10 protein-coding genes are annotated in these 13,971 nt (G+C 68.2%); 3 read left to right on the forward strand and 7 right to left on the reverse strand.

All coding sequences use genetic code 11. The annotated features are described in order from the left end of the window. Positions 1 to 215: 215 nt before the first annotated feature. Genes Dsi01nite_RS54560 through Dsi01nite_RS54580 form a run of 5 tightly spaced genes read right to left on the reverse strand, consistent with a single transcriptional unit; the run spans position 216 to position 5,197 of the window. Positions 216 to 1,133 (reverse strand): carbohydrate ABC transporter permease, encoded by a 918-nt coding sequence (locus Dsi01nite_RS54560; protein WP_203854438.1) that lies wholly within the window; start codon positions 1,131 to 1,133, stop codon positions 216 to 218. An 11-nt stretch (positions 1,134 to 1,144) separates the two neighbouring features. Next, entirely contained in the window at positions 1,145 to 2,053 is a 909-nt protein-coding gene (locus Dsi01nite_RS54565) for a carbohydrate ABC transporter permease (protein ID WP_203854439.1), read from the reverse strand. Between the two features lie 13 nt (positions 2,054 to 2,066). Beyond that, the gene (ngcE, locus tag Dsi01nite_RS54570; protein ID WP_203854440.1) at positions 2,067 to 3,515 is read right to left on the reverse strand and encodes an N-acetylglucosamine/diacetylchitobiose ABC transporter substrate-binding protein; all 1,449 of its coding nucleotides are present in this window, start codon (positions 3,513 to 3,515) and stop codon (positions 2,067 to 2,069) included. A 21-nt stretch (positions 3,516 to 3,536) separates the two neighbouring features. After that, the gene (locus Dsi01nite_RS54575) at positions 3,537 to 4,289 is read right to left on the reverse strand and encodes a sugar isomerase domain-containing protein (RefSeq protein WP_203854441.1); all 753 of its coding nucleotides are present in this window, start codon (positions 4,287 to 4,289) and stop codon (positions 3,537 to 3,539) included. Next, complete coding sequence (locus Dsi01nite_RS54580; protein ID WP_203854447.1) at positions 4,286 to 5,197, reverse strand: MurR/RpiR family transcriptional regulator; 912 nt, start codon at positions 5,195 to 5,197, stop codon at positions 4,286 to 4,288. Before Dsi01nite_RS54580 ends, Dsi01nite_RS54575 begins: the two co-directional genes overlap by 4 nt. Positions 5,198 to 5,755: 558 nt before the next feature. Here Dsi01nite_RS54580 and Dsi01nite_RS54585 point away from each other — a divergent pair. After that, the gene (locus Dsi01nite_RS54585) at positions 5,756 to 6,763 is read left to right on the forward strand and encodes a coiled-coil domain-containing protein (protein WP_203854442.1); all 1,008 of its coding nucleotides are present in this window, start codon (positions 5,756 to 5,758) and stop codon (positions 6,761 to 6,763) included. Position 6,764: 1 nt separating this feature from the next. On the opposite strand, the gene Dsi01nite_RS54590 is transcribed toward Dsi01nite_RS54585, so the two are convergent. Together Dsi01nite_RS54590 and Dsi01nite_RS54595 are read right to left on the reverse strand one after the other, a co-directional pair. Beyond that, on the reverse strand, positions 6,765 to 8,315 hold the full coding sequence (locus Dsi01nite_RS54590; protein ID WP_203854443.1) for a PucR family transcriptional regulator: 1,551 nt from the start codon (positions 8,313 to 8,315) through the stop codon (positions 6,765 to 6,767). 58 nt (positions 8,316 to 8,373) lie between these two features. Next, complete coding sequence (locus Dsi01nite_RS54595) at positions 8,374 to 11,814, reverse strand: ThuA domain-containing protein (RefSeq protein ID WP_203854444.1); 3,441 nt, start codon at positions 11,812 to 11,814, stop codon at positions 8,374 to 8,376. Between the two features lie 244 nt (positions 11,815 to 12,058). Here Dsi01nite_RS54595 and Dsi01nite_RS54600 point away from each other — a divergent pair, with 244 nt between their 5' ends. Both Dsi01nite_RS54600 and Dsi01nite_RS54605 read left to right on the forward strand, forming a co-directional pair. Then, positions 12,059 to 12,928, forward strand: a complete 870-nt coding sequence (locus Dsi01nite_RS54600; protein WP_239137210.1) for an ABC transporter permease — start codon at positions 12,059 to 12,061, stop codon at positions 12,926 to 12,928. Positions 12,929 to 12,954: 26 nt separating this feature from the next. Beyond that, positions 12,955 to 13,956 (forward strand): ABC transporter substrate-binding protein, encoded by a 1,002-nt coding sequence (locus Dsi01nite_RS54605; RefSeq protein ID WP_203854446.1) that lies wholly within the window; start codon positions 12,955 to 12,957, stop codon positions 13,954 to 13,956. The last annotated feature ends 15 nt before the right edge of the window (positions 13,957 to 13,971 follow it).

The following is a 13,971-nucleotide window of genomic DNA, read 5'->3' on the forward strand; positions in this document are numbered from 1 at the left end:
AGCCATCGAGGGCTGTGGCGGGCCTCGACAGCGGCGATCTCGGCGGCCAGATCCTCAACAAAGACCTGAGCCCCGAGCACACTGCCGTCGTCGGCCAGCGGTCGCAGCTGACCACCGGCACCTGAGGGCATCACCGCGAAAAGCACGTCCGCATTACATCGCACACCCCCGACAGTTTTCGAGAAACCGCCGGGGGTGCGCGTGCCTGTGGTGGGTTACTTCACTGCTCCGGCGGTGAGGCCGGCCTGGATCTGCCGCTGGAAGATCATGTACATCACGATCATCGGCAGGATCGAGATCGTCAGGGCGGCGAACAGGCCCGCCCAGTCGGCCTCATACCCCGCAGAGGTCGAGATCTCCTGGATGCCCTGCGTGAGCACCCACTTGTCCCTCGCACCGGCCATCAGGACCAGGGGGAGCAGGAACTGCCCCCACTGACCGATCAGGTTGAAGATCGTGAGGCTGATCAGGCCCGGCTTGGCCATGGGGAGCATGACCGAGAAGAACAGCCGGGTGTGCGAGGCGCCGTCGATCGTCGCCGCCTCGGCCACCGAGTTCGGCAGCGAGCGGAAGAACGAGGTCAGGAAGAAGATCGTGAACGGCAGCGAGTACGCGATGTACACGATGATCAGGCCCGTGTACGTGTTGAGCAGGCCGAGCTGCTTGACCTGGAAGAACAGCGGCACGACGGCGAGGAACGGCGGGAACGCGATGCCGGCGACGAACAGGAAGTAGATGATCCGGTTGCCGACGAACTTGTACCGCGCCAGGACATAGGCGGCCATGGAGCTCAGCAGCATCGTGCCGAACGTCGCGAGCGTGACGACCAGGACGCTGTTGAGGACGTAGGTGCCGACGTGCGCCTTGGTCCAGGCCCGGCCCCAGTTCTCCCAGCGCAGGTGGTCCGGCACGGTCCACGGCGAGCTGAAGATCTCGGTCGTGTTCTTGAACGACGCCAGGAACACCCACAGCAGTGGAATGATGATCATCAGGGCCCAGATGGCCAGGAACACGTGGCCGATGCCGCCGGCCAGGTTGAGCTTGCGGCGTGGGCGCTCGCTCTTCGGCACCACGCGGGCGCCCTGCCCGCCGCTGCGCTGGCCCGGCGCGTCGCGGCCGATGATTGCGGTCATGTCTCGGCCTCTCAGTACTCGTAGGACTCACGACGGGTGAGTCGCAGCGTGAACGCGGCGAACACCAGCGACAGCAGGCACAGCGCGACGCCATAGGTGGCAGCGTCGCCGTATCGGTTCTGCTGCATGTTGTTGTAGATCTCCAGGCCCAGCACCGTCGTCGCGCCGTCGGGCCCGCCGTTGTCCTGGGCGAGGACCGACACGATGGCGAACGCGTCGAAGGCCAGGATGCCGAGGTAGACCCACGCGGTCTGGATCGTGTCCCAGAGCAGCGGCAGCGTGACGCGGAAGAACAGCGAGACCTTCGACGCGCCGTCGAGCTCGGCGGCCTCGTAGATCTCGGCCGGGATGTTGGCCATACCGGCGGAGAAGAGCACCACGTAGAAGCCGACCGCCTGCCAGACCAGCACGGCGATGAGCGCGGGCAGCGCGAGGTTCTTCTCGATCAGGAAGCCGATGGGCTTGTCGAGCCCGGCCTTCAACAGCACACCGTTGATCAGGCCGGACTCGTTGGGCCGGTACACCGTCGCGAAGAGCACGCCGATGACCGGCACGGCGAGGACCTGGGGGAGGAAGAACACCACCCGGTAGAAGCTCGACCCCCAGACCCCCGCCGTCTTGCCACCCCTGCCTTTGCCCCCCACGTTGAGGAGGAAGGCAAAGAACAGGGCGAATGCGATCGTGGCCAGCGGCAGTAGGACGAGAATGACTGCGTGGTGCTCCAATGCCTGCCAGAAACGGTCGGCGTGCAGCATCCGATCGTAGTTCTCCAGCCCGACCCATCGCTTCTTGGTGAAGCCGCGCCACTGGTAGAACGACAGATTGATCGTCTGCACGTACGGCCACAGGACGAAGTACGAGTAGAGCGTTACCGGCGCAACCAGGAACCCCAAAATGAAGGGGACTCTCCCATGCCGCATGATCAGGCTCCGATCAGCGCTTGAACTTGGTGATCGACGAGTCCTTCTTGATCTCGTCGGCCTTCTTCTGGATACGCTCGACGAACGCGTCGGCCTTGATGCGACCGAACATCAGCTCGTTGGTGGCGGTGCGGGCCTCCTTGTCGAGGTCCTTGTACCAGCCGTCGAAGAACAGGTTGAAGACCTCGGAACCGGCCGCCTTCAGCGCGTCCTGCGACGACTGGGTGCCCGGCGTGAAGGTCAGGCCGTCGGTGCTGCCCAGGACCACGGTAGGCGCCTTGACGACCTCGGTGAAGCCCTTGCCGCCGGCCTTCGACAGCATCTGCCGCATGTACTCCATGCCGCCCTTGGGGTTCTTGCTCTTCGCCAGGACCATGTAGCCCTCGCCGGCGGTCGCGCGCAGCGCCGTCGACTTGAGCTTGTCCGAGCCGGTGATGCTCGGGGTGGTCAGCATCTGGTACTTGAAGCCCTCGGGCGTGTCCTTCTTCTGCTCGTTCTCGATCCAGTCACCCGACGGGTACATCGCCAGCTGGTACTGGTTCTGCTTGAGCTGGACGTCGGTGTGCTTCAGACCCTCGGCGCCCTGCAGGTTGTACTTGGCACCGATCTCGGCCCACGCCTCGGCGGCCTGCTTGACCGCGTCGACCTTCCAGGCACCGTCCTCAAGGTTGTCGATGTTCTTGAGGATGTCCGCGCCACCGATCTTCGCGGCGCTGGTGAGGATGATGTTCCACTGGTAGTACGCGGCGTTGGCACCGGCGTACGCGTAGGGCGCGATGCCCTTGGCCTTGATCTTGTCGCAGAGCGCGGTGAACTCGCTCCACGTCTTGGCCGGCGCCCAGCCGTTGTCCGTGAAGAGCTTGCCGGAGTACCAGATGCCGAACACGGTCGACACGTAGTACAGGACGTACGGCTTGCCGTTGAACGAGCCGGTGTCGACGGTGCCGGGGACCAGGGTGTCCCGGACCTTCTTGCTCGGGTCGTCGACCGACGGCGCGTCGAACAGCGCGGTCAGGTCCTGCAGCTGGCCGTCGGCGACGAGCGCGCCGAAGTCCAGGGACTTCTCACCGGAGTTGTTCACGAACTCCGGCGCGTTGCCGCCCGCGATGAGGGGCTGCACCAGGGTGGAGATGGCCTGGCTGGACTGGTGCTTCACCTCGGACTTCGGGTGCGCCTTCTTGTACATCGGCTCGTGGACGTCCGTGGCGTACTTGTCGCCGTAGCCACCGTTGAAGATGACGACGTTGATCGGCTGGTCCTCGGGGGCACCCAGCGGGTTGGCCGCGCTGGTGGCACCGGAGTTGGGGGTGCTCGTCTCGTCGTCGCTGCCGCTGTCGGCGCACGCGGCGAGGAAGCCCACCGCGGGCGTGGCGACGAGGCCGGCGACGGCCGCGCGCTGGAGGACGGTCCGCCGCGAGAGCGCGTTTGGCTGCTGCGACGGGGACTCGGGGGTAACTGACATGATCTGTCTCCTCGGTTCGGGTCAGGCGGTGCGCCGGACACGTCCGGCGTACCGCGACTCGAGGGTGTGGTTGTGCTCGTCCCCGCCGGGGACGTTCGCGGACAGGTAGACGGGAGCTACCTCGCCCGCAGCCTCGATGCGTCGCACGACCTCGGCGACCACCAGCTGCGCCATGAGCGCGTTGGTGACCGATGAGACCGGGCAGACCGCGCCGCCGCTATCCAGCGACAGCAGTGCGTCGCCGTACGGCGCGCCGTTGTCCAGCACGACGTCGGCAATATCGGCGAGTCGCTGGCCCGACGGGTGCCTGGGGGACACCCGCTCGGTGTGCTCGACCGACGTGATTGCGATCAACTTGTGTCCGCGCTGCTTGATCAGCAGCGCCATTTCGACGATCCCCCCGTTGATCCCGGACTGTGAGGCCATCACGAACACGTCCTCGGGACGCGGCGCGGCGATCTCGTACAGCTGGTGGGCGATCCGGGGATCGCGCTCCAGCTTCTCGTCCTCGAGGATCTGCGGGTCCTGGCCCCCGTAGACGACCAGGTCCCGCAGGAGGATCTTGTTCGTCGGCACGAGCCCGCCGGCGCGGCCGGCGAAGTCCACCGCCACCGCCTCGGAGTGCCCGGTGCCGAACGCTTGGAGGAGGCCACCGGCGCGCAGCGCGGTGACGATGTGGTCGGCCGCCTGGCTGACGTGGCCGGCCTGGGTGACGACGATCCGGTCGATGACCGCCTGGATCGCCGAGACGTAACCGTGTGCGGTAACGGTCATGACGATGCCTCTTTTCCACTGGCCGACCGGTGACCGGCGACCGCCTGCGCGGTGACACTGAAGGCCGCGTGCGCGCGTTCGTGCGTGCGCTGCGCCACCGCGATGTACAGCAGGTCCAGCACCACCAGTTGGGGGTGCCGGGCGGAAAGGGCATCGGGCCGGAAGGTCGTCGCCTGCGTCGCGGTGAGCATGACGATGTCGGCGACCTCGGCGAGCGGCGAGCGCGGGAAGCTGGTCAGCGCGATCGTGGTCGCGCCCCGGCTGCTCGCCTCGGCGATCATCTCGATGGTCTCGCGGGTCTGGCCGCTGTGCGAGACGCCCAGCGCCACGTCGCCGGGCTTCAGCAACGAGGCGCTGGCCAGGCCGTTGTGCACGTCGGCCCACGCCCACGCGGCGATGCCGATGCGGTGCAGGCAGAACTGCATCTCGCCGCCGACGAGGGCACTGCCGCTGGCGCCGTAGATGTCGACCCGCTCGGCCCGGGCGATGGCGTCCGCGGCTCGCTCGACCTCGGTGAGGTCCAGCAGCGAGGCGGTGTCGTGCATCGCCTGGGTGTCGGCGGCCATGATCTGGCCGAGGACCCGCTGCAGGGGGTCGGTCGGCTGGATCTCGCGGCCGATGTCCATCGTCCAGCCGCCGGTGCGCGACGCGCGGCCGGTCTCGCCGGCGATGGCCAGCCGCAGTTCGGCGTAGCCGACGAAGCCCAGTGCCCGGCAGAAGCGGGTCACGGTCGCCGGTGAGGTGCCGCTGCGCTCGGCCAGCTCGACGATCGTCGAGCGGGCGGCCGCGGCGGGGTCGGCGAGGATCAGCTCGGCGACCCGCTGCAGGGCGCCGGTGAGCTCGGGCAGCTGCGCCCGGACCTTCGCCAGCACGCTGTCGCCGGTGACGATGGCGGGGAACCCGTCCATCGCGCCGGACAGCGGCCCTGCGGGAATTGACGACACGGGCGAGGCACTGACAGCGGTGTGCACCGCCGTCGTGAGCTCCTCGCGAGATGTCATGTCGTTCCCTTTCAGCAAAGTTCCTTAACTGTTAGTGGTAAAAGTTCTTACTGAAGGGCCCTTCTTGTCAAGGAGTTGGGTGAAGTTTTCAAACTGTTACCTAAGAAGTGGATCTTAAAGAGAGCTAAAAGCCCAGCTCAGAGCACTTCGACACGTGGCCGTAACACGATCCCCAAGCACCCCCCGACCCGACCTAGAACATCAGACCGGACCGGGTGATCGTCAGGGTGATCCGCAGATATAGCCCGTTTTGTTACATGCGGGGAACCCGGGATGATCGGTGGTTTTCACGAGGAAGAGCCGAACAAGCCCTTTCGGCCCTTTCGACCCGTGTGCATGCACCTCGGCTGGTAGCGCTCCCAGTTCTGGTCATTATTTCCAAGAAGCCATCACCGTGCGTAACCGGATGGAGACTACACATTCACGCACTGGTGTTTTGACGTCGCTTCGATATGCTGTCCGGCGATGTTGACGGCGCCCCGACGGATCCTCACCTTCCTGGCCACCACACTCATGCTGGTGGTGGCGTTCGCCGACCCCGCCTCGGCAGAGCCGGGCGAGGACGGAGCCAGCAACCTCACTGTCCGTCAAGCACTGGACAAGGCCCTGGGTGAGTACAACGACGCCAAGGGCCGCCTGGACAAGTCCGTCGCCGATCAGGCCGCGACCGAGGCGGAGCTCGGCAAGACCCAGGCCCGGCTGACGGAGCTGGAGGCGTCGGCCGGCACGGTCGCCGCCGCCGCGTACCGTGGCCGCCGCGTCAGCCTCGTCAACGTGGTGATCGGCAGCAACGACCCGAACGAACTGCTGCACAACATGTCCACGATCGAATACATGGTCTCGCGCGACGACCGCTCCCTGCGCGAGCTGGCCGAGGCGCGCAAGAAGCTCGAGGAGCAGAAGGCCGTCATCGCCGCGGCCGTCGCCAACCAGCAGGCCCAGCTGAAGATCATGGAAGCGAACAAGAAGACCGCCGAGGACGCGCTGAAGAAGGCCGGCGGCGGCGGGGCGACCACCGGCGCCCCGACCGGCGGCGTGGTCACCACCAAGCCGGTCGCCCGCAACTCCGACGGGTCGTACCCGTCGGAGACCTGCATCAAGGGCAACGACCCGACGACCGGCAACTGCATGTCGGCCCGGATGCGCAACGCCTACACCGAGGCCCGGCTGGCCGGCTTCACCCACTACACGTCGTGCTACCGCAGCGGCGGCGGCGGTGACCACCCGCTCGGCAAGGCCTGCGACTTCTCCGCCAACGCGAGCACGTTCGTCAACGCCCGGGCGACCGGTGACGACCTCGCCTACGGCAACAAGCTCGCCGCCTGGTGCGTGGCCAACGCCAAGAACCTCGGCGTCAAGTACGTCATCTGGTACAAGCGGATCTGGCAGCCCAGCAGCGGCTGGAAGTCCTACGGCGGTGACGGCACCCCCGCCGGCGACCACTACAACCACGTCCACCTGTCGATGCAGTAGCTCAGTCCCGCAAGGCGTCCAGCGCCAGCAACGCCACGTGCAGTGACAGGCACACCGGTACCGAATCCAGATCGGCGCCCAAAACCCGGCTGATGCGGGCCAGCCGCTCGTAGAACGCCGGCCGGGACAGGTGGCTGTGCTCCGCCGCCGCGGACTTGTTCCGGCCGCACTCCAGGTAGATCCGCAGCACGCCGAGCAGCTGCTCCCGCGGGTGCCGGGCATCGTGCGCGAGCAGCGGACCGAGCTCCTGCTCCACGAACGTCTGCAGCCGCGGCTCGTCCCGCAGCATGTGCAGCAGGCCCGGCAGGCCCACGTCGGCGAGGCGGAGCACCTCCTCCGGGCTCGACGCGGGGTGGCGGACCGACATCGCGACCTGGCTCGCCTCCAGCAGCGACCGGCGGGCCTCCTTCGGCGTCGCCACCCCCTCCCCCGCCGCCACGACCACGTCACCGTCGGTGAGGGCCCGGACCCGCACCGCGAGGCGCCGCAACGCGTCGCCTTCCTCCTCGACGCTGCGCAGCGCGAGCAGGATCCCGGTGTTCCCGTCGTCGAGCGCCCCGGCGAGCCCGGCCAGGGACGCGTCCCGCAACGCCCGCGCGGCCACCTGCGCCGGGCAGGCACGGATCACCACCCCGATGAGATGCCGGCGCTCCAGGTGCACCCCCAGCGCCTTCGCCCGCACGACCACGTCCCCGACCGGCACGGCGTGTGCCAGCAGCGCGGCGAGCAACGCGGACTCGGTCTGCCGCTCCAGGTCGTCACGTTGGGTGAGCCGCACCAGGGCGAGGGTCGCCGCGGCCCGCTCGATGAGCGTGATGTCGCGGTCCCGGGCCACCGGCCGCCGGATGAGCAGGCGCCCCCAGTCCTGGCCGCGCGCCCCGACGACGGTGACGAGCCAGCCGGCCTCCGCGTCGTGCCCGGTCCGGCCCGGCGGCTGCACCGCCCGCGAGTGCGACTCCCAGTTGGCCAGCAGCAGCTCCGCCGAGCCGCCCGCCGCGTCGTAGGCGAGGACCTGCCGGGACAGGTTCTCCAGCACGACCGGCGCACCGGCGAGCGCCGCGGTCTGCGCGACCACCTCCGCCGGGGCCGCCCCCTCGACCGACAGGTCCGTGAACCGCTGGTGCAGCTCGGCGGTGGCCCGCAGCTCGGCCAGCTGCGCGTCCACGATCATCCCGTGGACCGCCTGCGTGATGAGCACGAACGGGGTGCCGCGGTGCAGCTCGACGAGCGGGAACCCGAGCTCCTCCGCGGTGCGGACCATGACGGCCGGCAGTCGCTGCGAGTAGCGCCGCCCCATCTCCACCGCGAGGCCGCACGCCCCGACGTCGGCGAGGTCGGTGATGAAGGTCCGCAGCCCAGCGTCGTCGGACGGCAGCCCGATCCCGGTGATGAGGATCAGCTCACCGCCACGCAGCAGGGTGGCGATGTCGGGCACCTCGGAGCTGTGCACCCACCGGACGGCCTGGTCGAGGCCGCGCTCCCCCGCCACGACCCGGGGCGCACCGTTGCGGACCGGGTCGAGGTCGAGCACTTCACGAACGGAGGGGAACATCAGCGCGGATGCTACAACCGCCGGGCGCTGCGGCAGCGCCCGGCGGTTGCCGGCCTGGCTAGGTGACGGTGACCGTCACGTTGGTCGCGTGCGGTGCGCCCGCACTGTCGGTGATGGTCAGCCGTGTCGTGAACGTGCCGGTGCGGTTGTAGGCGTGCGTGGTCGTCGCGCTGGTGGTACTGGTGAACAGCGGTGCGTTGTCACCGAAGTCCCACTCGTACTTCACGATGGTGCGGCCCGCCGGAGGTGTGGCGACGCCGCTGAAGGACACGGTCCGTGGCCCGCCGGTCGCCGGTGTGGCGGACCCGGTGAGGGTGGCGCCGGTCTCCTGTTTGACGCCGGCCCCGTTGAACCGCAGCCAGTCCACCGACATCAGATAGGTGCCCGCCGGCGGCGGTGTCGCAGGGTTCTTGAACACCAGGTACAGGTTGAACGTGCTGCCGGGGTTGGTGATGTTCGCCGTCGGGGAGACGAGGTTGTCGTAGCCGCCGGAGTTGGGCACGGTCAGCGTGCCGAGCAGCGCGCCGGTCGGTGAGCCGTTGCGGAGCTCGATCGTGCCGCCGTAGGCGCTGCTGGCGCCGGCGGTCACCGAGCCGATGCCCTTGAAGTTGACGTTGCCGTACTGAATCCAATCATTGTTGTCGATGTCGCCGACGCGCTTGCCGGCGCGGGCCGAGGCGCGGTCGAAGACGGTGACGCCGGAGCTGCTGGTGAGGTGCTCGGCCTCGGTGCTCTTGGCGCGCAGCCGGACCTGGGTCGAGCCGGTGAGCGCCGGCACGCCGCCGGTCGCGCCGCCGTCGGTGTACTGGGCGGTGAGCACGGTGTACAGGTTCTGGCCCGGACCGTGCCCGTCACCGGCGCCGGAGTCGGTGATGACCAGCCCCGAGCAGCCGGTGTAGTTGTCCAGCGGGTGGGCGTGGGTGTCGTGGCCGAGGAGGCTCTGGGTGACGACCCGCGAACAGACGACGGAGGCGTCCTCGGGGTCGGTGACCGTGACCGTGTAAGGGATCCGGTCGCCGAAGTCGGCGAACCCGCCGCTGGGCACGCTGATCGTGACCGTGGGCCTGGTGTTGCCGGCGGTGATCTGGGTCGTGGCCACCGCGGTGAGGCCGTTGGCCGGGTTGCGCACCGTCAGCCGGGCGTTGAACTGGCCCTTCGTGGTGTACGTGAACGACGGGTTGGCCGCCGTGGAGTCGGTGGTGCCGTTGCCGTCGAAGTCCCAGGCGTACGTGACGCCCGCGCTGGAACCGGCGCTGGAGAACGTGACTGCCAGGGGGGTCGGCCCGGAGTCCTTGTTGGCGGTGGCCTTGGCGACCGGGGCGCTGCCGTTGGCCGTGTAGTCGATGCGGTAGATCCCGGCGCCGTCGTTGGTGCCGCCGCGCCCGGAGCCGGAGCCGGCGCCGAAGTCGATGACGTACAGCGACCCGTCGGGGCCGAACTCCGCGTCGAACGGCTGGACCCAGGAGAAGTCCGGGAAGAGCGGGTTGATGGACTGCAGGTCGCCGACCTTCGTCGGGCCGAACCGGGCGTCGGTGAACGTCTGTGCGGTCTTGTGGACCGACAGCGTCTTGAACCACGTGCGGGTCAGCTCGTACACGATCCACTTGTTCTCGTAGTACTCGGGGAACTTCGTCGCGCGGGTGTTGGCCGGGTCGTAGTCGTAGACGGGTCCCGACATCGGCCCGCCGCCGCCCGTGCCGACCTCGGGGAACTGGGTCGAGGCGGAGTAGGCGTACCAGACCAGCGCCCCGCGGGCGGCCGGCAGGTTGGTCAGGCCGGTGTTGTTGGGCGAGTTGTTCACCGGTGCCGCGCAGTTGAACTTCGCCCCGGCCGTGCTGGTGGCGAAGTTGTAGTCGTTGAACGGCGTGTTGTTGCCGATGCAGTACGGCCAGCCGTAGTTGCCGGCCGAGGTGACGCGGTCGAACTCGACCGTGCCCTCGGGCCCGCGGTTGGCGTCGGTGGTGCGGGCGTCCGGGCCGTAGTCGGCGACGAGGACGGCGTTGGTCAGCGGGTCGACGGTGATCCGGAACGGGTTGCGGAAGCCCATCGCGTAGATCTCCGGCCGGGTCTTGGCTGTGCCGGGCGCGAAGAGGTTGCCGGCCGGGTTGCTGTACGTGCCGTCCGCGTTCGGCCGGATCCGCAGGATCTTGCCCCGCAGGTCGTTGGTGTTGCCGGCGGTGCCCTGCGCGTCCCAGGCGCGGCGGCCGGAGCGCTCGTCGATCGGGGTGTAGCCGCTGGACTCGAACGGGTCGGTGTTGTCGCCGATCGCCGCGTACAGCAGGCCGTCCCGGCCCATCGCCAGCCCGCCACCCATGTGGGAGTTCGCGCGGCCCTCGCCGCGCCAGGTGGGGATGGTCAGCAGCACCTTCGGGTCGGTGGCGGCGGTGGCACCGATCGTGTACCGGGCGATGTTGATCTGCTTGGAGACCTTGTCGGTGTAGAGCAGGTAGGCGAAGTTGTTGGTGGCGAAGTTCGGGTCGACGGTGAGCCCGAGCAGCCCGTCGGACTGGGTCAGCAGGTCGGAGGTGTACCCGAAGTCCAGCAGGGTGGTCACCGCGAGGGTGTCCTGGTTGATCGCCTTGAGCTGGCCGGTGCGCTGGATGTACAGGACCCGGCGGTCCGGCAGGACGGCCAGCTCGAACGGGTCGGAGAGGTTCTGGTTGACCAGCGGGACCCGCTGGAAGTTGCCGGTCTTCGTCGCGCCGCACTCACCGGCGACGGCCCCGGCCGCCCACTCGATGCCGCCGCGCAGGTGCTCCAGGAACGCGGGCTCGCTGAAGGATGAGCTGCTGTGCCCGCCGGCGGTGTACCAGGAACGGCCGCCGTCGTAGTTCTGGCACCAGGAGTAGGCGTGGTCGACGCCCTCGTTGAGCCCGGAGATCCCGTCGCGGACCTTGATCTGGGCGAGGGTGTGCACCTTGCCGGTCGGGTTGGTGATCCAGTTGTACCACTCCTCGCTGCGCTCCCACAGCTCCGGCAGGTTCTTCGTGGACGGGTGCGCGCGGTCGAGGACCTTGATGCGTCCCGGGTACACCCCGCCGGTGGCGCTGAAGTCGGGGTGGTTCTCGAAGATGGTGCCGACGAGGCCCTCGTACCAGGTCCAGTCGCGCTCGCTGGCGGTGGCGGCGTGCAGGCCGACCCACCCCTTGCCGGCGCGCACGAAGTTCTGCAACGCGGTGCGCTGGGCGGCGTTGAGCAGGTCGCCGGCGGCCGGCGTGGAGTTGGTGTTGTTGAAGACGAGGGCGTCGAAGCGGGCGAGGTTCGCGTCGGTGAACGCGGCGGCGTCGGTGGTCGCCTCGACCTCGAAGTTGTTGGCGGTGCCGAGCTGCTGGATCGCGGCGATGCCGGCCGGGATCGAGTCGTGGTAGAAGTTCGTGGTCTTCGAGAACACGAGCACGCGGAAGCGTGCGGCCGCGTGGGCCGGTGTGGCGGTGATGGGCAGGATCAGGGAGACCGCCGCGAGCGTGGCGAGGCACGCACGGCGGAAGTGTCGTCGCATCCGGCACTCCATTGGTGAGCAGCGCGAACACACTGAGGAACGCGCTTTCCTGGGCCGCCGACTGCTCGTAGCGTAGGGCGACCATTCGATGCCGTCAATGGATCCGACGAGCGGGATCAATACGTTCTTGCCTGAAGCAGGACCACCGCCTAAAGTGCAGGAAAGCGCTTGCCTGCGGCGGGGCATCGTGGCTCGGAGGGTTCATCGAACGCGGCCTCGAACACCCGACGGATGGAGTGCTGATGTGAGTGTGTCCAGTTCGGTCCGACCATCCCTCAAGACGGACCAGGACGCCGGCGACATCCGAACCGAGCGGCGCATCGGCGTGCGTCTGCGGCGGTTCATCGGGTCGCTGTGGCGCCCGGTCCTGGTCCTGCTCGGCCTGTTCGCCGTCTGGTGGTTCGTCACCTGGCGCGAGCTCGTCGCCCCGTACCTGATCCCGCCACCGGCGGAGGTCTGGACGATCTTCCACGACGAGTTCGGGTTCCTGATGCGCCAGACCTGGGTGACGTTCTACGAGACGGTGCTGGGCTTCGTCCTGGCCGCCGTGCTCGGACTGATCACCGCCGTGCTCATCGTCTACTCCCGGACGCTGGACAAGGCGGTCTATCCCCTGGTGCTGTTCGCCCAGGTGATCCCGAAGATCGCCATCGCGCCACTGCTCATCGTCTGGTTCGGTTTCGGGCTCACCCCGAAGATCGTCCTGGCGGTGCTCATCGCATTCTTCCCGGTGGTCATCTCCGGCGTCGCCGGCCTGCGCTCCACCGACCCTGAGCTGCTGGACCTGTCCTCGACGATGGGCGCCGGGCAGTGGAAGACGTTCCGGAAGATCCGCTTCCCGAACGCGCTGCCACACCTCATGTCCGGGCTGAAGGTCGCCGTGACGCTCGCCGTCACCGGCGCTGTCGTCGGCGAGTTCGTCGGCGCCAGCGAGGGCCTCGGCTACGTGCTGCAGGTGGCCAACGGCAACCTCAACGCGGCGATGCTCTTCGCCGATCTCCTGCTGATGTCCGCCATCGGCATCGTGCTGTTCGCGGTCGTCGAGATCGCCGAGGCACTGCTCATCCCGTGGCACGCCAGCCGGCGCCGGCCGGTAACCCTCACCACCTCCTGACCGCCGATCCAAGGGGGAACACGTCCATGAGGTCCTTCATCGCACGCACCGCCGCCGCCGTCCTGCTCCTGAGCGTTGCCGCCTGCGGCGCTGAAAAAAAGGCAGCCGAGCCGGCACAAGGCACCGAAAAGCTCACGCTCACCCTCAACTGGGTCCCGTACGGCGAGCACGCGCCGTTCTACTACGGCCTGAAGAAGGGCTACTACAAGGCTGAGGGCATCGACCTGGAGATCAAGCCCGGCAACGGCTCGGGCAACGTGATCAAGGCGGTCGACCAGAAGCAGACCGACATCGGCTGGGCCGACACCCCGGTGCTGATCCGCAGCGTCGCCAGCGGCATGAAGGTCAAGAGCGTCGGGGTGTTCCTGCAGAAGGGCCCGACGTCGATCCAGTTCCTCGCCGACAAGAACATCAAGTCGCCGGCCGACCTGAAGGGCAAGACCGTCGGCGGCACGCCCGGCGACGCGATCTACGCGACCTTCCCCGCCTGGCTCAAGGCCAACGGCGTCGACCCGAAGGACGTGAAGGTCGTCAACGTCGACGGTGCCGGCAAGATCGCGGCGCTGGCCGAGGGCCGGGTCGACGCCATCCAGGGCTTCTTCCACGACCAGTCACCCACCATCGAGGCGAAGACCAACAAGAAGATGGACCGCCTCCTCTACGCCGACTGGGGCATGAACCTGCTCGGCACGGGCATCGTCGTGCACGACGACACCCTGAAGGCCAAGGGCGACCTGATCAAGAAGTTCGTGCGGGCCACCCAGAAGTCGTGGGCGGAGGCGGCCAAGGACGTGCCCGGCGCCGTGGACGCGATGGCCGAGCTGGCCGACAACGAGCCCGCCAAAGAGGTGCTCACCAAGCAGCTCAACCTCGGCCTGACCCTGCTGGACGCCGGATCCGGCCAGCCCGGTGTCAACGCCGAGAGCAAGTGGACCGAGACCCTGGACATCATGGCGAAGAACGCCGACCTGAAGGACCCGGGCGCGCCGGCGAAGTACTGGGACAAGTCCTTCACGGCAGCGTCATGACCGGCCAGCGAAGCG

Source organism: Dactylosporangium siamense (genome assembly GCF_016862795.1).
Lineage (GTDB): Bacteria > Actinomycetota > Actinomycetes > Mycobacteriales > Micromonosporaceae > Dactylosporangium > Dactylosporangium siamense.